General features: G+C 57.4%; 25 protein-coding genes and 3 pseudogenes. 15 read left to right on the top strand and 13 right to left on the bottom strand.

What is annotated here, in order from left to right:
- Window positions 1–39 precede the first annotated feature (39 nt).
- The 4 genes from PP4_RS09290 (at window position 40) to PP4_RS09275 (ending at window position 3314) form a co-directional block, all read left to right on the top strand.
- The gene (locus tag PP4_RS09290; protein ID WP_016498933.1) at window positions 40–1092 is read left to right on the top strand and encodes an alpha/beta hydrolase; all 1053 of its coding nucleotides are present in this window, start codon (window positions 40–42) and stop codon (window positions 1090–1092) included.
- An 82-nt stretch (window positions 1093–1174) separates the two neighbouring features.
- Window positions 1175–2068, top strand: a complete 894-nt coding sequence (locus PP4_RS09285) for a LysR family transcriptional regulator (RefSeq protein WP_016498932.1) — start codon at window positions 1175–1177, stop codon at window positions 2066–2068.
- Between the two features lie 177 nt (window positions 2069–2245).
- Window positions 2246–2965 carry an SOS response-associated peptidase family protein gene (locus PP4_RS09280; protein WP_016498931.1) on the top strand — a complete coding sequence of 240 codons (720 nt, stop codon included), beginning with the start codon at window positions 2246–2248 and terminating at the stop codon, window positions 2963–2965.
- Window positions 2966–2993: 28 nt separating this feature from the next.
- Entirely contained in the window at window positions 2994–3314 is a 321-nt protein-coding gene (locus PP4_RS09275; RefSeq protein WP_016498930.1) for a hypothetical protein, read from the top strand.
- A 100-nt stretch (window positions 3315–3414) separates the two neighbouring features.
- Here the strand turns inward: PP4_RS09275 and PP4_RS09270 are convergent.
- Window positions 3415–4058 (bottom strand): annotated as a pseudogene (locus tag PP4_RS09270) (putative metallopeptidase).
- A gap of 87 nt (window positions 4059–4145) precedes the next feature.
- Here PP4_RS09270 and PP4_RS29500 point away from each other — a divergent pair.
- The 3 genes from PP4_RS29500 to PP4_RS09260 are packed head-to-tail and all read left to right on the top strand — an operon-like array spanning window position 4146 to window position 5106.
- Window positions 4146–4388: a Pathogenicity locus gene (locus PP4_RS29500; protein WP_080642775.1), complete on the top strand. Its 243-nt coding sequence runs from the start codon at window positions 4146–4148 to the stop codon at window positions 4386–4388.
- The gene (locus PP4_RS29825; protein ID WP_041167671.1) at window positions 4372–4632 is read left to right on the top strand and encodes a type II toxin-antitoxin system HicA family toxin; all 261 of its coding nucleotides are present in this window, start codon (window positions 4372–4374) and stop codon (window positions 4630–4632) included. Before PP4_RS29500 ends, PP4_RS29825 begins: the two co-directional genes overlap by 17 nt.
- A gap of 48 nt (window positions 4633–4680) precedes the next feature.
- The gene (locus PP4_RS09260; protein WP_016498927.1) at window positions 4681–5106 is read left to right on the top strand and encodes a type II toxin-antitoxin system HicB family antitoxin; all 426 of its coding nucleotides are present in this window, start codon (window positions 4681–4683) and stop codon (window positions 5104–5106) included.
- 256 nt (window positions 5107–5362) lie between these two features.
- On the opposite strand, the gene PP4_RS09255 is transcribed toward PP4_RS09260, so the two are convergent.
- The 9 genes from PP4_RS09255 to PP4_RS09215 form a co-directional block, all read right to left on the bottom strand.
- Window positions 5363–5725 carry a hypothetical protein gene (locus PP4_RS09255; RefSeq protein WP_016498926.1) on the bottom strand — a complete coding sequence of 121 codons (363 nt, stop codon included), beginning with the start codon at window positions 5723–5725 and terminating at the stop codon, window positions 5363–5365.
- A gap of 301 nt (window positions 5726–6026) precedes the next feature.
- The gene (locus tag PP4_RS09250; RefSeq protein ID WP_016498925.1) at window positions 6027–6389 is read right to left on the bottom strand and encodes a VOC family protein; all 363 of its coding nucleotides are present in this window, start codon (window positions 6387–6389) and stop codon (window positions 6027–6029) included.
- Between the two features lie 353 nt (window positions 6390–6742).
- On the bottom strand, window positions 6743–6940 hold the full coding sequence (locus PP4_RS09240; RefSeq protein WP_016498924.1) for a hypothetical protein: 198 nt from the start codon (window positions 6938–6940) through the stop codon (window positions 6743–6745).
- A gap of 26 nt (window positions 6941–6966) precedes the next feature.
- Entirely contained in the window at window positions 6967–7851 is an 885-nt protein-coding gene (locus tag PP4_RS27485) for a hypothetical protein (protein ID WP_016498923.1), read from the bottom strand.
- Entirely contained in the window at window positions 7848–8741 is an 894-nt protein-coding gene (locus PP4_RS27480) for a hypothetical protein (RefSeq protein WP_016498922.1), read from the bottom strand. Before PP4_RS27480 ends, PP4_RS27485 begins: the two co-directional genes overlap by 4 nt.
- Window positions 8742–8811: 70 nt before the next feature.
- Window positions 8812–9291, bottom strand: a complete 480-nt coding sequence (locus tag PP4_RS28720) for a hypothetical protein (RefSeq protein WP_016498921.1) — start codon at window positions 9289–9291, stop codon at window positions 8812–8814.
- Between the two features lie 330 nt (window positions 9292–9621).
- Window positions 9622–9963, bottom strand: a complete 342-nt coding sequence (locus tag PP4_RS09225) for a hypothetical protein (RefSeq protein WP_016498920.1) — start codon at window positions 9961–9963, stop codon at window positions 9622–9624.
- Between the two features lie 12 nt (window positions 9964–9975).
- Window positions 9976–10476 (bottom strand): hypothetical protein, encoded by a 501-nt coding sequence (locus PP4_RS09220; RefSeq protein WP_016498919.1) that lies wholly within the window; start codon window positions 10474–10476, stop codon window positions 9976–9978.
- 55 nt (window positions 10477–10531) lie between these two features.
- A complete protein-coding gene (locus PP4_RS09215; RefSeq protein ID WP_016498918.1) occupies window positions 10532–10906 on the bottom strand; it encodes a DUF3168 domain-containing protein in 375 nt (124 codons plus the stop codon).
- Between PP4_RS09215 and PP4_RS09210 the strand changes: the two genes are divergently transcribed.
- Together PP4_RS09210 and PP4_RS09205 are read left to right on the top strand one after the other, a co-directional pair.
- Window positions 10906–11130 (top strand): hypothetical protein, encoded by a 225-nt coding sequence (locus PP4_RS09210; RefSeq protein WP_016498917.1) that lies wholly within the window; start codon window positions 10906–10908, stop codon window positions 11128–11130. The genes PP4_RS09215 and PP4_RS09210 overlap by 1 nt on opposite strands.
- Window positions 11127–11585 (top strand): single-stranded DNA-binding protein, encoded by a 459-nt coding sequence (locus PP4_RS09205; RefSeq protein WP_016498916.1) that lies wholly within the window; start codon window positions 11127–11129, stop codon window positions 11583–11585. Before PP4_RS09210 ends, PP4_RS09205 begins: the two co-directional genes overlap by 4 nt.
- 285 nt (window positions 11586–11870) lie before the next feature.
- On the opposite strand, the gene PP4_RS09200 is transcribed toward PP4_RS09205, so the two are convergent.
- The gene (locus tag PP4_RS09200; protein WP_016498914.1) at window positions 11871–12470 is read right to left on the bottom strand and encodes a hypothetical protein; all 600 of its coding nucleotides are present in this window, start codon (window positions 12468–12470) and stop codon (window positions 11871–11873) included.
- Window positions 12471–12567: 97 nt separating this feature from the next.
- On the opposite strand from PP4_RS09200, the pseudogene PP4_RS09195 reads away from it, so the two are divergent.
- Window positions 12568–12985: pseudogene (locus PP4_RS09195) on the top strand (hypothetical protein).
- A gap of 230 nt (window positions 12986–13215) precedes the next feature.
- Here PP4_RS09195 and PP4_RS09190 read toward each other — a convergent pair.
- A complete protein-coding gene (locus PP4_RS09190; RefSeq protein ID WP_162471771.1) occupies window positions 13216–14160 on the bottom strand; it encodes a hypothetical protein in 945 nt (314 codons plus the stop codon).
- 28 nt (window positions 14161–14188) lie between these two features.
- Between PP4_RS09190 and PP4_RS29975 the strand changes: the two are divergent.
- Both PP4_RS29975 and PP4_RS09185 read left to right on the top strand, forming a co-directional pair.
- Window positions 14189–14254, top strand: a pseudogene (locus PP4_RS29975) (DUF2786 domain-containing protein); the annotation flags it as partial.
- Window positions 14246–14842, top strand: coding sequence for a DUF7168 domain-containing protein (locus PP4_RS09185; RefSeq protein WP_420793719.1), 597 nt, complete (start codon window positions 14246–14248; stop codon window positions 14840–14842). The pseudogene PP4_RS29975 and the gene PP4_RS09185, both read left to right, overlap by 9 nt.
- An 87-nt stretch (window positions 14843–14929) precedes the next feature.
- Here PP4_RS09185 and PP4_RS09180 read toward each other — a convergent pair whose 3' ends face one another.
- A complete protein-coding gene (locus PP4_RS09180; protein WP_016498909.1) occupies window positions 14930–15151 on the bottom strand; it encodes a hypothetical protein in 222 nt (73 codons plus the stop codon).
- 120 nt (window positions 15152–15271) lie between these two features.
- Between PP4_RS09180 and PP4_RS09175 the strand changes: the two genes are divergently transcribed.
- From PP4_RS09175 to PP4_RS09165, 3 genes are read left to right on the top strand one after another with little or no spacing between them, the layout of a single operon-like run.
- Window positions 15272–15823, top strand: a complete 552-nt coding sequence (locus PP4_RS09175) for a hypothetical protein (RefSeq protein WP_016498908.1) — start codon at window positions 15272–15274, stop codon at window positions 15821–15823.
- Between the two features lie 39 nt (window positions 15824–15862).
- A complete protein-coding gene (locus PP4_RS09170) occupies window positions 15863–16108 on the top strand; it encodes a DUF4224 domain-containing protein (RefSeq protein ID WP_016498907.1) in 246 nt (81 codons plus the stop codon).
- A 1-nt stretch (window position 16109) separates the two neighbouring features.
- On the top strand, window positions 16110–17159 hold the full coding sequence (locus tag PP4_RS09165) for a phage integrase (RefSeq protein ID WP_016498906.1): 1050 nt from the start codon (window positions 16110–16112) through the stop codon (window positions 17157–17159).
- Window positions 17160–17235: the final 76 nt, after the last annotated feature.

Here is a 17235-nt window from a genome sequence, read left to right as displayed (position 1 = left end):
TTTGCAACTGCCGCCCTTTTGATTGCTCAGGAGCTTCAGGTGAAAAACACACTCAAGGCCACGTTTATGTCGGCATTGGTCGGCCTCTCGGCGGGCGAAGCCTTGGCCGCCGATTACAAAAAGAACCCGTTCACCCTCGCCTACGACGGCGCGATCAGCAAGAACGAACCGGGCAAGGTCAACATCCATCCGGTCAGCTACAAACTCAACGGTCTGGATATCGCCGCCAACGTATACACCCCGGTTAACTATGACGCGAAGAAGACCTACCCGACCGTGGTCGTTGCACACCCCAATGGTGGCGTGAAAGAACAAGTCGCCGGGCTGTACGCCCAACGCCTGGCCGAACAGGGCTACATCACCATCACGGCCGATGCGGCGTATCAGGGCGCCAGCGGTGGCCAGCCGCGCAGCATCGATAAGCCGGCGTATCGCATCGAAGACATTCACGGCATGGCCGACTTCATCAGCCAGTTTGCCGGCGTCGATGACAAACGCATGGGCCTGCTCGGCATCTGTGGTGGCGGTGGTTATTCGTTGGCGGCAGCGCAAACCGACAAACGCTTCAAATCGTTGGCAACAGTAAGCATGTTCAACTCAGGCAGAGTACGTCGCAACGGCTACAACGACTCGCAAATGGACAGCATTCAGCAACGCCTGCAACAGGCGTCAGCAGCCCGCGCGCAAGAAGCGGCCGGCGGCGCGGTGCTGTACTCGGGCGATGCCAACCTCACCGACGAGCAAATTGCCAAACTGCCCTTCGAGCTGTATCGCCAAGGTTATGAGTACTACTGGAAGACCCACGCACACCCTAACTCGACCTTCAAATACACCACCAGCAGCCTGATCGACTTGATGCGTTTCGACGCCACTGACCATATCGAGCTGATCAACCAACCGTTGCTGATGATCGCCGGCAGCAAAGCCGACAGCCTGTACATGACGCAGGATGCTTTGCCCAAAGCCACCGGCACCACCGACAAGGAGGTGTTTATCCTCGACGGTGCGACGCACATCGAGACCTACTGGGTGCCGCGTTATGTCGATGCCGCAATTGGCAAACTGACCACGTTTTACGCCCGCACCTTGTAACCAGTCTCTTGAGGGGTCGCGCATACGTGTGCAACCTGCTTTCATGGATTAATCCCGCGCCCCTCATGAGAGGTTCTCATCAATGTCCCGCGCCAATCTAAACGACCTGCAAGCCTTCGTGGTCATCACCCGCGAAGGCAGTTTCACCCGCGCGGCCGCTCAGCTTGGCGTTTCGCAGTCGGCGCTGAGCCACACCATGCGCGCACTGGAAAGCCGATTGGGCGTGCGCTTGCTGACACGTACCACCCGCAGCGTTTCGCCGACCGAGGCGGGTCAGCGGCTGTATCAATCGATGGCGCCGCGGTTCGATGAGATCGAACTCGAACTGGCCGCGGTCAGCGAGTTTCGTGACACCCCGGCAGGCAGTGTGCGGATTCAAGCGTCCGAACATGCCGCCAACAATATTCTGTGGCCCAAGCTTTTAAAGGTGCTCCCCGACTATCCGGACATCAAAGTCGAAATCACTGTCGACTACGCCCTCTCCGACATCGTCGCGCAACGCTATGACGCCGGCGTACGCCTGGGAGATCAGGTGGCCAAGGACATGATCGCCGTTCCTATCGGGCCACCCCTGCGCATCGCAGTCGTGGGCTCACCCGAGTATTTCAACAAGCGGCCATTGCCCAAGGTGCCCGGTGACCTTGCGGCGCACAATTGCATCAATTTGCGCCTACCCACTCATGGCAGCCTGATGCAATGGGATTTTGAAAAGGATGGTCACGAGCTGAAGGCCCGTGTCGAAGGTCAATGGACATTCAACAGCAGCGTGCCGATCCTGCGTGCGGCCGTGGCGGGATGTGGCTTGGGTTTCCTGCCGGAGGACATGGTGGCGAAGGAGCTAGCCGACGGCAGCCTTGTGCGGGTGTTGGAAGATTGGTGCCAACCCTTTGCCGGTTACCATCTCTACTATCCTAATCGCCGTGAACATTCATCAGCGTTCGGCGTTGTAGTTGAAGCGTTACTCTACAAGCACTGAGTCATCGACGTTCAAGCCGTCTGAATTTGACCCGCCCCACCAACCCGCGAATGAGTAAGACGTCTCTCGCCACAGTGCGAAGGGCCTAACGAAACTGTATGTATATACAGATCATCTGGCATCGGGTGCCCGGTAAATCCTGGGCAATGAAAAATCTGACGGGCGAGAGGTGGGAAAATGTGCGGACGATATTCGATCTATGAGTCGATGGATCATTACCTGCGCCAGCTGTCGCTGGACCTGGTGGTGATCAATGGCTACGACCACGCGCCAATCAACCGCTTCAACGTGGCACCGTCGACACGCGTCGAAATCATCCGCCCGGTCGACGATGGACTCAGCGTAGATCGGGTCAAGTGGGGGTGGTCGCCGTTTTGGGCGAAGGGGAAGCGGCCGGACCCGATCAATGCCCGGGCTGAAACGGTGCTAACAGGGAAATTCTTCAAAGACCTGTGGCCAGGTGGTAGAGCCCTGGCGCCGGCGAACGGCTGGTTCGAGTGGATACCAGACCCAGCGGATCCGAAGCGCAAGCAGCCGTACTACATCACAAGCGCCAACGGCGCCCCGCTCTATTTCGCTGCGCTTGCAGAAGTGCACCAGAACACCGAGCCAGACGAGCGCGATGGATTTGTGATCATCACCGCAGCAGCGGATCAGGGACTGATCGACATCCACGACAGGAAGCCCTTGGTGTTGCCCCCCGAGCTCGCGCGGGAATGGATCGACCCGACTACATCGCCGCAGCGGGCTGCGACGATCGTGGAGCAAGGTTGCATGCCAGCTGCGCAATTCCGGTGGTATCCGGTCGGCAAGGCGGTAGGAAATGTGAGGAATGAGGGTGAGTCGTTGATTACACCGATGAACAACGAAAATCATCAGGGTCAGCTAGAGTTTTGATGAGTACAAGCACCGCGAGATAACGATCATGCTAAAACAAGAAGCAGACGACGTGATTGAACGCATCAGGGACGATCTGAAAAGGCACGGTGTGCTGATCGGCTTTGATCCAGAGCTTACCACTGCTGAGTTCGGGTGCGACCTGGACCACTACGTTGCTCAGGTCAGAGAGGATCCGAACAACCGTGTACTAGGTATCGCGATACATGACGAAGGCTTATGGGCCCAGCTCCAGCAAGGCACGGTGTATCGCTGTGTTGTCAGTGATTGTCGAGGGAAGCTTTTCGGTATTCCTATTACGATAGAACCGAGAACCGATGCGTCCTACACCATTCAATACAAGCTCTGAATGCTACCTGCAGATTGATAGCCATTCAGCCCTGCCCAGTGGAGGGCTGATGCAGACACGATCAGGTTTTTCAGCGCACAAAGAAAAACCCCGCAGATTTTCATCTGCGGGGCTTTCGAATGGTGGAGGTCGAGGTCGGAATCGAACCGGCCCCGCCCGGCGTACTTGGTTGGGTCATGCCCCTCGCAATGTTGATCTTGGCCACCTCAGGCGGCCGGCTTGCAGCGTCGATCAGCTGCTGTACGTCGTGGCTTGGCCCACACCCACGAACTCTTCGACATCATGGCCGCGCAGGTAGAGCTTGGGTAAACCGTCTTGGGTGAACTTGGGCGCGCCGTACTCATCGGTTGCCTTGGCGATGTGGTAGAGCTCGTGCTCGACCCGGGTGCAGAACTGAGCGTCGGAGCACTGGGCGCAGTTGTCGGCGGCCAGGGTGATGAGGTAGGTCGGCTCGTCTCCAAACCATTCCCGCATCTGCTGCTCTTGCCGAGCCTTTTGCCACCCGCCTGCGCGGAACATCAGCTGCTCGGCCTGGCCGAGAACTACCCGCCCCTGCTTAGCGAATCCGGACGATGCCCATAGCACGCAGATGTTGGCATCCATCAGGTGGGCGTGATCTGGGTTGTGGATGCCGCCGGTGTCAGTGAGGATCTCGCTCTGCACCCAGTCCCATACGCCGGTAGCCGGGCGCAATGTGAGCCACAGCGATTCGAGCAGGTCTACCGGTGGAAGGGGTCTAGCCAAAGCGCTTGGCCTCCAGTCGCTTGTGGTACCGACTACCAACATGAGGCAATCTTACAAAGCACCATTGATCAGATAGGGATTTCACTGATGCCATTTCCACCGAAGGAACGTGCTGCACTATTACAACTCAAGGGCGTAGGCCCAACGGTCATCACCAGACTTGAGCAGATGGGTATCGCCTCATTGGCCGAACTGAGCAGAGCCGATGTAACCGACATCTTGGCGCGAGCATCTGCCGCATTGGGATCGACATGCTGGAGAAATAGCCCTCAAGCAAGAGCTGCTATTACTGCCGCCGTCGATTTTGCGAAAGATGCACTTAGCCGCTAGCCCATCCTTACGTGAACACCATCCTGTGCGTCTCGGCATGTTAGCTCTGAGTGAGATCGCGGTAACCGGTGATCTTCTTGTGCTGATTGTCCATAAGTGGTCCTCAGATTGTCGCAAGTCAGCCAATGGCAGTCACTTCAAGATTCGCTACAAGGACCGCCAGACGATCTTCCCGAGCCACGGATCCAAGGAAATTGGTGAAGGACTCTGGAAGGCAATCATCAAGCAACTGGGCCTCAAATGAGGCCCCACCACCCTGAACAGACGCCCAGTCAGCCCCATGAGAGGAAACATGTACGACTACAAAATCGTGGTTCATGAAGAAAACGATCACTTCTGGTCGTCTTGCCCAGACATCCCTGAGGCTCACAGCGTGGGCGATAGCCTGGAGGAGCTTCTGGCAAATGCGGTGGACGGGCTCACCCTGGCGCTGTCAATCTACGTGGACCAGAAGCGAGCAATTCCACCTGCCACCGAAGCCGGCGATCACATCGTTCGACTTTCTGGCGTAACGGTCGCAAAAATCGCACTCTGGAATGAGCTGGTCCGCTCCGGCAAGACCCGGGCTGACCTAGCCTCGATGCTCGGCATCTCCCCTACCGCAGCCGGGCGCTTGGTCGACTTCGAGCACACCTCGAAGCTCGAGAGCCTGGAAGAAGCTCTGGCCAAGTTCGGAGTTCGACTCCAGGTGATACCTACCGCGCTGCAGGCTGCTTGATCGCGCAACTCTCACCGGCCCTCTTGAGGGCCTGTTTGGGCAATAAAAATCCCGGTACTTGGCCGCGCTCATGAATGGGTGCGGATGACCGGCGCTGAAGCCGTGTCAGGGTGCCTGTGATCTGCTGGGGACGGGCCTTTAAACAGCGTTGCGACCTCTTCGCTTTTCGCTCCGGCCGCCTTGCCCCTCTCACACTGCACTTTCAGCGTCATCTACATAAGCGAAAAAGCCCAGCGCTAGGCTGGGCTCGGAGGATTTAGTTGGAAGGCTGTCTACTGTGATGCCAGTAGAGGTACAGCAATCCCAGTGGCGCGATGAAGATCGCCAGGAACCAGCAGATGAACATCGTCATCACTTTGATAAACAGCATCAGCAGCGCATTCACGAAGAACATGTTGCGGCCCATGATGAAGCCCACCACGCTCTCGTACACAAATCGAGAATAGGGATAGAGCAAGGTACTCACCACCGAGATGGCTACCGTTGCGAAATCAATACCTAGTGGAGCGCGTGATTTCATGTAAATGAAAAAAGCCCCAAACAGCGCGCCGAAGAATAACTGCCGAGCGTAGTAGCTCGGGGTTAGCCCCCCAAAAGTCATTGCCAAAAACTGTCGCATAAGATCCATCTCAAGGTTCAAGGGGCGCAAATTCTACCAGTCTGGCCCCACCTCAAGTAAATCCCTAAACGAACAAGCCCAGCTCTATGGCTGGGCATTTTGGCGATGTTTGTCGAGTATGCGACCTACTCGACATCGGGCCTGGCGCCACCTTCGTACGCAATGGAGGCGATTATGGCTCTGACGATGCCCGGCCCCATGCCGGTCACCCCTAATACCCCATCCCAAACCAAACCAAATTGCCACCATGCCGCATCCGGCCACGGAGGGCGGCGCATACATAGAACCATCGGGGGCAAATCTAAACCTCTGGAATATCGGTACTCCAAACAGCCAGTTCGTATCCATCGGGGTCGGTGAAGTGGAATCTCCGCCCTCCAGGGAAAGAGAATATTTCTCGACTGATACGGGCGCCCGCCGAAACAAGTTTACGTTGCGACTCTTCGAGATCAGTTGAATACAAGATCACCAGCGGGCCTCCGGGCTGCACGGGCTCCCCGGTCGTAAAACCACCAGTAAGACGCCCATCGCTAAATTCTGTGTAGCTGGGGCCATAGTCCACAAAGCTCCAGCCGAAGGCCTCACCGTAGAAAGCCTTGCTGCGCTCAATGCTCGCCACATTGAACTCAATATTATCGATCTTGCTGTCTCTGCTCTGGCTCATCTAAACCTCCTTGTTTGATGCACGCAATCTAACACGACGCAGTCTTGTTCACCTCTAACAGCCACAGACCAAATCAATTTTTCGCCATTCACATTGCCACCATGCCGCATCCGGCCACGGAGGGCGGCGCATGCATGGACAAAGCCATGAACATCGAGACATCGACCGTCACCAAGCTGCTGATCACCGAGGTGCACGGCCTCGACCCGATCAGTGTGTACCTCGCCGACCTGGCGCCATGGAGCCGAACCCTGACTGGGCTTACCTCTGCCGCGCCATCGCGACAGTTCAGCAGGCCCTGGGCAAAGAGTTTCCGATCGCCGCCTGCCCCTCCGGCGCTGCCCGCCAGCACCTCAACGCTTGCCGCCGAGTGTGGGCGGCAGGGCCGTGAAGAACCAGTAGATTCCAGTTCCCAGCACCAGGGTCCACCGGCTTTGCGGGTTGAGAAACATCCCAACCACCCCAAGCGCGATCAGGGTCACGCCAGCCCACCGTCTGCGCTTCGGGTTGAACCATAGCTGGAACTCCCGAAGTCTTTCACGCAACTGCATTACCACTCTCCCTGCTTGGTAAGCGGCTAAGTATGGCCGGCCGATGTGGCCTTGGCGTCTGCATCACCGGCGGCATTGGTTGACTCGGCCTTGCTGTCCATCTCTTTGTTGTAAAGCGAAACACGCTCACCAGCTTTGCGCGCGCTCTGGCTCACGGTCGAATAACTGCCGGCGGCTTCGCGCATGCTGCGCATCGCTTCTTGGGGGATGTTGAAGCGCTTACCGAGATCATCCAGCCACTCGGATAGGCCCTTTCCCGCCTTCCGTGCTTCGTCCGCCTCGCCGGAAATACGAGCGGCGACTGTTGAACCCACCCCCCTCTTCACCGTGATGAGAAAGTCCTGGTAGGACTTATCGGCATCGGCGGCTGCTTGTTCCTGCACGCGCATTGCGCCGACCAGCGCAGCTCCGCGCTGATCCTTGTCCAACTCTCTAAATGCTTTGCGCAGTTCCTCGATTGGCCTTTTCAGGTCATCGAGATCTGCGCCGGCCGGCTGGGCATTGCTGCCCATGGTCAGGAAGGCGATACCGGCGCCGACAGCCAAAGCAGCCAGGCCTGCGGGACCACCGAGAACGGTCATTAGCACGCCCGACGAAGCTTTCACTGCTGCTTGGGCCACACCAAGACGGGCAGTCGCTGCTGTTTCTGCCATCCTTGCCTGCGCAAGCTCAAGCGACAACGCCGTCTGAACTGCGGTGCCGCGAGCAGCGTCAGCCTCTTTCTGAGCGCGGACTACCGCCGAAGCTGCTGCGATCTGATCGGCTTTGGCCGCCATGAGCGCAGCTTGAGCCTGGGCATTTGTCGCTCGAGTAGCCTCAACCGTTGAGTAGATACCCTTGCCCAGCGCAGCCACATAGCCGATGAAACTTGCAGTCAGCTTTGTACCGATCACGCCAAGCAGGATGTTCACGTTGTCAGCAAGGAACGCGATGCTTGGCCTAAGGCTTTAGAGCTACCATTGTCTGTCATGCCCTGGAGCATGCTGGTTACACTTTCAATGCCTGGGACAAGCCCTGCAACCAACTGATGGCTTGCGCCGCTCCATGAATTTTCCAAGTCATGAACGGACTTGTTCAGCTTCACCATCTGGCCAATGTCGAAAGCAGAGATGATTGCGCCAGTTTCATCCGCCCGCTCACCAGCATCCTTGAAGCCTTGGCCGGAGTTTTTGAGCAGTGGAACAAGAGCAGTCGCTTCATCGGCCATCTGCTCCATGTAGCTGGTGATCTGCTGCTGGCTGGCCCCTGCTTTTTCCAGCGACGTGTAATACAGCTGCAGGGCCTCCGGGCCGGAGAGGTTTTTGAAACTCTCCACAGTCACCCCAACCTGCGGTGCGATGTCCTTGAAAAAATCTTGCAGCTCCCCGCCGCCACGAGAAATAAATTCCCCTACGCGATCAGTAGTGTCCTTGTAAATGTCAGCGAGCTTTTCCTGTTCGACGCCTACGGTCTTCGCACCTACTGCGAGACGCTGGAAGTCCTCGACAGAAGTGTTGGAGAGGCTGGCGAGATTCTGAACTTCTTGGGCATAGGTAAGAGTGGATGTGGTCAACGCCACCAAGCCAGCAACCGCACCCGCGGCGGCGAGTCCGATGCCATTGAATGCACGTCCCACCCCCTCCCGGAGAGCAACCGAGTTGGCCTCAACCCTATCGAACGCTTCATCCACCTGCTTTAGGCTGCTGTCGATTTTCCCACTGGTTTGCGACACGCTGGACTCAGCGCGAGCCATCTCTTGCCGGAGCTGAGCCGTGGTTGCCTCAATCCTGACCAGCATACCCTGAATGTCGGTTTCAGCCATATTTGCCTCAACAAAAAGCCCGCGCTAGCGGGCTGTAGACAGATCGGCTTAAAAATTAATTCACGTCTCGCTACTCGATTGCGTTAGACGAGCTCAAATATTTAGGCCTTGGATTGCTGACAAAAACCATTAACAAGTCAGTACCCGAATAGCTTTTCCCGGCAACTGACACGGAGCCTAGGACAGGTCCATCCCCCCTATCCATAAACCAACAAATTGCCTGCCCCCTTCGAGCTAAAGAAGACTTATCCGTGTAATCAATACTCGCATAGCTCTCCTTCAGCTTATCAAGTTCTTTTACTTGAATATCGTACCAAGCCTTACTATCGCCAGTTAGCTCACCATCGAAATTCAAAGAGGCGAACCTGAACAAACTTTCTTTTGTAGGGATGGCCTGAACAACAGACCCGGAATTAACCAACAATGACGAAGGATCAGCGACAGACATTTTTGCAATATCTGTGCAAACCGAGACCATCTTATCCTCAGGCGACTTACATCCAGAAAGGACTCCAACTCCCATTGCCATTACCAACAATACACGTTTCATGCGACTCTCCCTGTGGTTGGCGCAAATCTACCATCGTTGATCAACGCCAACAAAAATGTTCTCACAGGTGAGTTGGGCAAAAACGTCACTGTGCCTTTCGCCCAGACAACGCCTGCCGAATTTTCTCGGCGACGTTCGAAGATTTCGACTTCGATCCTTGCCCCTCCGGTTTCGAGCTGACAGCAAATGGATGCGTCATGCGAGCCCACTCTACCCGTGCATCGATGGCCAGGAAGAGCTCCTGCAGCGGCGTTGTCCAGGCCACTTGCGGCGACCAGCCCAGCCAGCCTACGACGACGGAGAACATCCGGTCGACGTAGCTCCCGTTCTCTACGGCGCTGACCCCGTCGGTGCTGGCGGCTTCCCCGGGTCACCGCCCCGCGGGTTGTAAAGTGCATAAAGGAAGGCCGTCGCGGCTGGCACCAGGTCAGCAACGCCCTGCTGCCAGATCTCCTCGGCAAGTTCTTCGACGGCGCCCTTGTCTTCCATCCCGGAGCCGGCAGCGAAAACGACGACGACAGCATCAACGCCTACAGCACGCAGCCGCTCGGACGCGCCTCGGAGCCCACCAAAGTAGGCCTCGATGGTACGAACCGCTTTGAGCGTCGGCGACAGGACAAGCACCCGACCGCCTACGGTGACCTCGGTAGTACCGTGCAGGGTTTTGCTCACTGAAGCCCCCTATCAAGCAGCGGCGGCGGCTGGAATTTCCAGCACGTCGGAGTTGATGCCCATGGTGATGTTCCGGCGCACCACGTTGTCAGCAGCACCTGGTGCAACGGTGTTGTTCATCACCTTGACGCGCATGTAGAAGGTGGTCGGGTTGATCACCGGGGTGGCGGTCGGGTCACCGTCATTCAGGGTGATCTTGAGGTTGTAGTCGCCCTTGCTGCGGTCCTTGTGCGCGGTCTTGACTGCGCGCTGCCCGGCATCACCACTGTCCATGCCGACAGTGACGGTCAGGTCTCCGGCGTCAGCGGTGCCCTTGTACTTTCGCACGCGACCGTCTTTCAGCGAGGTGAAGTTTACGCTGCTGAAGGTGTCGCCGAATTCGCCAAGGTCCTCGATCTCGCCCACTTCGACGTAGGTGTCGGCCTTGTAGTCGGTCTCGGTGTCCGCGCCTGTTTTCCCGCCGATGAAGAGTCGGCAGCCGGCGGCTGTGTTCAAATTGTCTGCTGCAGGCATGGGTATTCCTCCAAAGCCGCATTGGATAGAGGCCGCGGGGCGGCCGGTAGGTTTTTTAGTGGGTGGTGATCACGCGGACGGTGAGCGAGCCCTGGTAAGTGATGCCGTCGGCGTCGGACTGTTCGACCCGAACGGAAACCGCGCGCCCCACCTCCAGCGGCAGCCGGCGCTCATCGAGGGCGGCGATAACTTCGCCGTTGATGCGCTTGACCTCGGCCTGGCCCACGGCATCGGACCAGACCGACAGGTACAGCAGGCGCGTTTCGCGCTTGCGGCCCGATATCGGGCTGCTGTTGACCGAAACCTCTCGATCGATGGAGAGGTACGGCATTTCGGCGTTCAGCGGCGCGCCGTCGTAAATCGGGCAGCTTACCTCCGCCTGAAGCCTGGCAAAGACTGCCTCCTGCAGAGCCAGAGATGGATCAGCCATTGCCTACCCCTTGGCTCGCCTTGCGCAGCGTGCGGTTCTACGGCCGCAACACCAGCTATCCACAGGCAGCTCGCTATGCGGAAAGTCTGGAGCGCGCCATCGAGGCCAAAGCCCTGCCTGTTGTCGCACTGGTGAGGGCCCGCCAGGTCGGCGAGCGCGCGACCCGCTGGTGCTCACTCCTTGCCCTACTGTTCATCGTTGCGGCAGCGGTTGCTCAGTCATGAGTCGCGGGGTCAACAAGGTCAGTTTGGTAGGAACCTGCGGCCAAGACCCTGACGTGCGCTACCTGCCGAACGGCAACGCCGTCACAAACCTCAGCCTGGCCACAAGCGAGCAGTGGACTGACAACCAGTCGGGGCAGAAGGTCGAGCGCACAGAGTGGCACCGGGTGTCGCTGTTCGGAAAGGTCGCCGAGATTGCCGGCGAATACCTGCGAAAGGGCTCCCAGTGCTACATCGAGGGCAAGCTGCAGACCCGCGAGTGGGAGAAGGACGGCATCAAGCGCTACACCACGGAAATCATCGTGGACATCAACGGGACCATGCAGCTACTCGGTAGCCGGCCGCAGGGTCATCAAACAGGGCAAATCCCCGATAGGCAGCCACGTCAACAACGCCCCGCCCGCCAGCAGCAGAACCAGCAGTCAGCGCCGCCTGACCACGACAGCTTCGACGACTAAATACCGTTCGCCCCGCTCCACCACCTGGCCGGTGCGTAGTAATGAAGCGCCGGCAGCAGGTTCACCCCACCGCCTACTATCTCGGGCGTGCCTGCCGCGACAACAGCCTGTCACGCGATGCTCAGCCATACGGTTGGATGACCGTGGGCTGCGGCTGGTGGCTTGCCGGCTGGCATGACCGTGACATGGAGCTTTCCGCTTGAAACGCATCACCGCTCGCGTCCGGCATGGCCGACGCCAGCAGCACGTCAATTAACTACTTCTTGACTCGGTTAATTGAGTGGATCACGTTTCAAAACTTCGTACGGCATTAAAGCTATCGTCAATAGCCGTGAGCTCACTTTCCATTTTTGCACGCACCTCTTGAGTGCTGCCAAATTCATAGACTGAGACCACTAATGAAAGCTTCAGAAGCTTTCCGACGCGACTTTCGCACTCTTGAATCGCACGATCCAACACCAACAAGTGTTCTCGCTGAGATACGTTAGTGGCTTTCGATAGTTCCAGCAACCGAAGTCCCTCTTGATTATACCTATCGATCATTCGCTCATTCATATTGATTTGCTGGTCTAGCAGTTTAAGTTGGCAGGTTTTGTAGGCTTCAACCCTCTGCTGAGCGCCATCACGGACGAAATGCTCACTTTGCTCCAACTGCAGTCCTATAGTGCGCATTACGGCAAAAAGGGTGACCAGGGAAACAACTGGCCCCAAAACCCCGCCAAAATATGACCCAAATGCAGACCATTTATAAGCGCTAACCGACAGACCATCATTAAACACAATCAAATACAGTGACAAAATGATTAGCAGCGTAACAAGCAAAGAGACTAGACCGACCGTTAGGAGAGCCCCCCACTTTTCCTGCAATTTTGGTTTCTGCCTCATGGCTTAGCGGTCCCTTAAAATTTTGACATTTAGCTTACACCGAATATGAATCATGCCGCATCCGGCCACGGAGGGCGGCGCATGCATGGAGAAAGCCATGAGCAACTACAACTGCGACTACGTCCGACGCCATTACGGCGTACCAGCTGAGATAGGCCGGCGCGTCATCGCCAACGGCGAGCCTGGCGTAATCATGGCCGACCGCGGGCAGTACATCGGCGTAATCCTCGACGGCGACCCGAAGAAACGCATCCGCAACTATCACCCCACCCTGGGAGATGCAGTATCGCGAGATGGCCGAGAAGCTTCCGCTCAAGCAGTGGGAGGTGCTCACCAACAGCATGTACAACTGGGATGACGTCCGATATATGCTGGGTGACGCCCGTCACTATGTTCGGCGTACTTGGGCAGCCACGCGCAGCCAGGCCAAGTACCGGGCCTATCAAGAGCTGGCCGAATGCTTCAACGACGACGCCACCGCAATGCTGAGTTTCAAGGTTCGCGCCGCCGGCTGACCCGCCAGCGCAGCGCATCCCCTGCTAGCGCTCCGTCAGATGAACGCCAATAGCGAAGGCCGCCATGACCAGGACTACCTCTGCCACGACGTAAGCAACGAAGAACTCATCCGAAAACATGCCTGGATCTCTGAGACGCCGCATTGCCCTGTGCAGTGCGGGAATGGCTCAGAGCCATCAACTTTCGCAAAAGTTCACTCACTACGTGGCGCTGCCCGCCAGCGCCTTACCTATTCAGCAATCACGCCTCTCCGGTGATGAACGGGCGAACCGGCACTCTCATCAGGGCACTGCAACGGCCCGGGTTTAACGCTAAGTTCAGATGAAATATCGATCAGCTTTAGCTTGTATCTCTCGTTACAATCGTAGATCAAGAACTTACCCGACACTGAGCCTAAGAGAATACCTAGCACCTCACGGGAGTCCGATGTAACAATCGGAACAGGCTCTTTAGCCCTTAATAGCACGTTATAGTCATCTACTGCCCGCATGGCCGGGAGCATCAAAAGAGTCATCCCCAGCCCTAACAAGGCTGTAGCAGTCGCTTTCTTAGTATCTGATCCCTCAAGTATCATTTTTACTGCCATGGCTATCGCGGAGCTGAACAAAAGAGATAACGCTACTTCTATGCCCCCACTAACTAGTGGATGCTTCTCCAAATTCAGGTCAAAAACCCAATAGCCTATTTGGCTCAAAACCATTATCACAAACCCTAGAGCCATAATCACGGCCAAACCAACTCTGCGCATCGAGTCGGAATCTCTAAACCGATTGAATGCCACGAGAGCGATACCAGTGCAGACTGTGACCCACGGCAACCCTTCTTTGATCAGATCCTGAGGCGAAAGAAAACCTAAAACCCATGACGACCTGAAATATTTATAAAAAACCCAGTTATAAACTAACCCCGAGAAATATGCGAAACCGATCACAACACTTGATACAAATGCGACCTTGCTAAACCCATCGAGCAAACTCTGATGAGCGGTACCACTCGAACTCTTTTGCATCATTCCCCCAAGCTTCATCCAGCCTAAACTATGCGCCAACAATAAATACCAAAGGTAAATGATACCTTTATGCGCGCTGAGCAGCGCTATGTATGTTGGTGCCTGCGCACAAGGACACAACATGACCGAACAACAGCACGACGAATGCAAGCTCGAGCGGGTCATCCTCAAGATCTAGCGGTGCCTAGCCCTTTCCAAAAGCTCGAACGAGCACGAGGCCGCCACCGCAATGCGCCAAGCCCAGGCACTCATGCGTGAGTATCGTCTCACCGAGCTGGATGTGCGCCTGAGCGATGTAGATGAAGTCCAGTCGGAGAAGCCCAGGGCGAACCGCCGGCCAACCTGGGATCGGCACCTAAGCGGCATTGTGGCCAGGGTGTTCGGGTGCCGACCGCTCTCTTATAAACACTGGTGCGAGTCGTCCGGGCGAATGGTTGAGCGGGCCTTGTTCGTAGGCGTGATGCCTGCGCCGCAGATCGCGATGTATGCCTACGAGACCTTGCTCACCAAGCTGACGCAGGCTCGCCGCGACTACGTGGCCTCGGTCAGGAGTGGTAAGCGCCGCAGCGCCTACTCCCCCAAGACAGCCGGCGATCACTTCGCAATCGCGTGGGTTTCAGTGGTGCACGGCAAGATCCATGAGCTGGTGCCGGAGGGCGAAGAAGATCCAGCCATCGAGCAGTGCACTAGTGGGCGCGACCTGGTAAAGGTGGAAAGCCAGGACAAAGCGCTGATCGAGAAGCACGGGATATGGATCGAGCGAGGCTGGAGGTGGGCTTGGCTGGCCCGCGTGTCCAGGGCGGTGCTCGATCGCCAGCCCGGCGATACCCGGGCCGACGCAGCATGACGAGCCATCGTCTACCACAAGCGCGGCGCCACCATGAAGGTTCCGAAGGAACTCACACAGTGATCATTCAAGCGCGCATGAGGGAAATCAACCTCTAGCCGCTCGCCCCAACGCTCTTGCAGCTGCGGCCTTCAGCTCTAACGGCGTACCTGAGATGGCGGTAACAATTTTAATTAATGCAGCACGCGCATCTTCACCACCGGCATGGCCAAGCCCTTCAGCAGCTGCGACCTTAAGCTCGAGCTGGACGCCCGATATAGCATTCATGGTTTTAATCAGTTGCTGAATAGCATCATTCGTAGTTGCCACTGGCCCTTCTCCTTTAGGTGTGGTGAAGGGCCCGATCCTATGCATTTCAATCCTGCCGTTCAACCCCTCCATTACTAATCAAACCCGCCGGGTACCGCGCGGGCGAGGAGATCTATTGCCATGATCATCGACGACGTGATGACGGACAAAATCACGCTCCACGGCCCGGGCTTCGTCCAAGTCCAGCTGCAGGGCGATCAGCGCCTGCACGTGTGGCACCCAGAACTACCGCGCCGCAACTGCTTCGAGCACTCGGCAATCCACGACCACCGCTTCAACTTCGTGTCGCGGGTACTGGTCGGTAAGCAGATCAACCACTGTTACGACATGCGCCGGCTGGATGAAGGCGAATTCGTTCTCTATCTGCATGAAGGGCCGCGGCAGGCTGGCGGCGGAAGACCATGGACGCCAGATGGTAGGGCCAACATGGTTCAGCACTCCACCTGCACGATTGCAGCCGGCGATGTGTACACCACAAGGGCCTACGAGTATCACCGGACCGAGCCAGGCGGTGACGGCCGCGTGGCCACCATCATGCAGAAGCGCGGCGAGTACCCGGCCGGCGCCCACTCAACCTGCCGCTACGGCATCCAGCCAGACACCGACTTCGACCGCTTCCAGTGGCCAGCTGCCCGGCTCTGGGAAGTCGTGCGCGACGTGCTTCTGACCTGACCACCAACCTGCCGCCACTGGCGGCGTGGAGACCATCCCATGGAAACCGAGATCCTTTCGGACGAAGAGCTGGTGGCGATCACCGGCTACAAACCCCGGGCGTGGCAGCGCCGTTGGCTCACAGAAAAAGGCTGGCACTTCGTAGAGAGCCGCGGCGGCAGGCCACTGGTTGGCCGCCAGTACGCCCGCCAGAAGCTCAGCGGCGTGGTGATCGACACCGTGCCGGTCGTAGCAGCCCCTCCACCAGCACCCGCCTGGACCCCTGATTTTTCCCGAGTGAAGTGAAATGCGCCCAAGGAAGACCGAGAATCGCGACCTGCCACCAGGTATGTATCGCCGCAAGAGACAAAAAGCCAATGGCAAGGTGTGGGAGGCCCTGTACTACAGAGACAAGTCGGGCAAGGACATCTTCCTCGGCAATGACTTGATGAAGGCCAAGCTGAAGTGGGCGGAGCTGGAGGCCAAGTCTGTGCCGAAAGAACTGACCACGATGAAGGGGATCTTCGACGAGTACCTGCTCAAGATCATCCCAGGCAAGGCCGTCAGGACCCAGAAGGACAACATCTACGAGCTCAAGCAGCTGCGCAATGTGTTCGACTCGGCGCCGATCGACGCCATCACTCCGGCCATGATCGCGCAGTACCGCGACTCGCGGTCGGCGAAGACCAGGGCAAACAGGGAAATCGCCCTGCTCTCCCACGTATTCAACACGGTGAGGGAATGGGGGCTTACCACCCGGGACAACCCGTGCCTGGGCGTAAGGAAGAACAAGGAGAAACCGCGCGACTTCTACGCCAACGAAACAGTGTGGCAGGCCGTGTACGAGGAGGCTACACCGGAGCTGAAGGATGCGATGGACTTGGCCTACCTGACTGGTCAGCGGCCATCGGACGTACTGTCCATGCGTAAGGACGATATGGAGGGAATCTACCTTCTGGTCAGCCAGGGCAAGACCGGCAAGCGATTGAGGATCGTCCTGGAAGTGGATAGAGTGAAGAACAGCCTGGGCCTGCTGCTCGAGCGAATCATGCACAGGACCAGCGAACACTTGTCGCCGTTCTTCATCGTCAACGAGCACGGAAAGCGCATGAGTTGGCCAATGTTGCGCAACCGGTGGGCAGACGCCCGCGAGGACGCAAGGGTGAAAGCCGAGGTCGAGAAGAAGCCGGACCTCGCCAACCGAATCGCCCAGTTCCAGTTCCGCGACATCCGACCGAAGGCGGCCTCGGAGATCAACGACCTGAGCGATGCAAGCGTGCTGTTGGGCCACTCGAGAGAGGGAATTACCGAGCGCGTTTATCGGCGCGTCGGGGCTATCGCCAAGCCTTCCAAATGAGGAAGTTTTGGGACTGGTCTCAATTAGTTTTGGGACTTCGGTATTTTCTGGCGCGGAAATAAAAGCCCCGCAGACG

Source organism: Pseudomonas putida NBRC 14164 (assembly GCF_000412675.1).
Classification (GTDB): Bacteria; Pseudomonadota; Gammaproteobacteria; order Pseudomonadales; family Pseudomonadaceae; genus Aquipseudomonas; species Aquipseudomonas putida.
The sequence above is the reverse complement of the archived record's forward strand: the minus strand, read 5'-3'. Positions and strand labels throughout refer to the sequence as shown.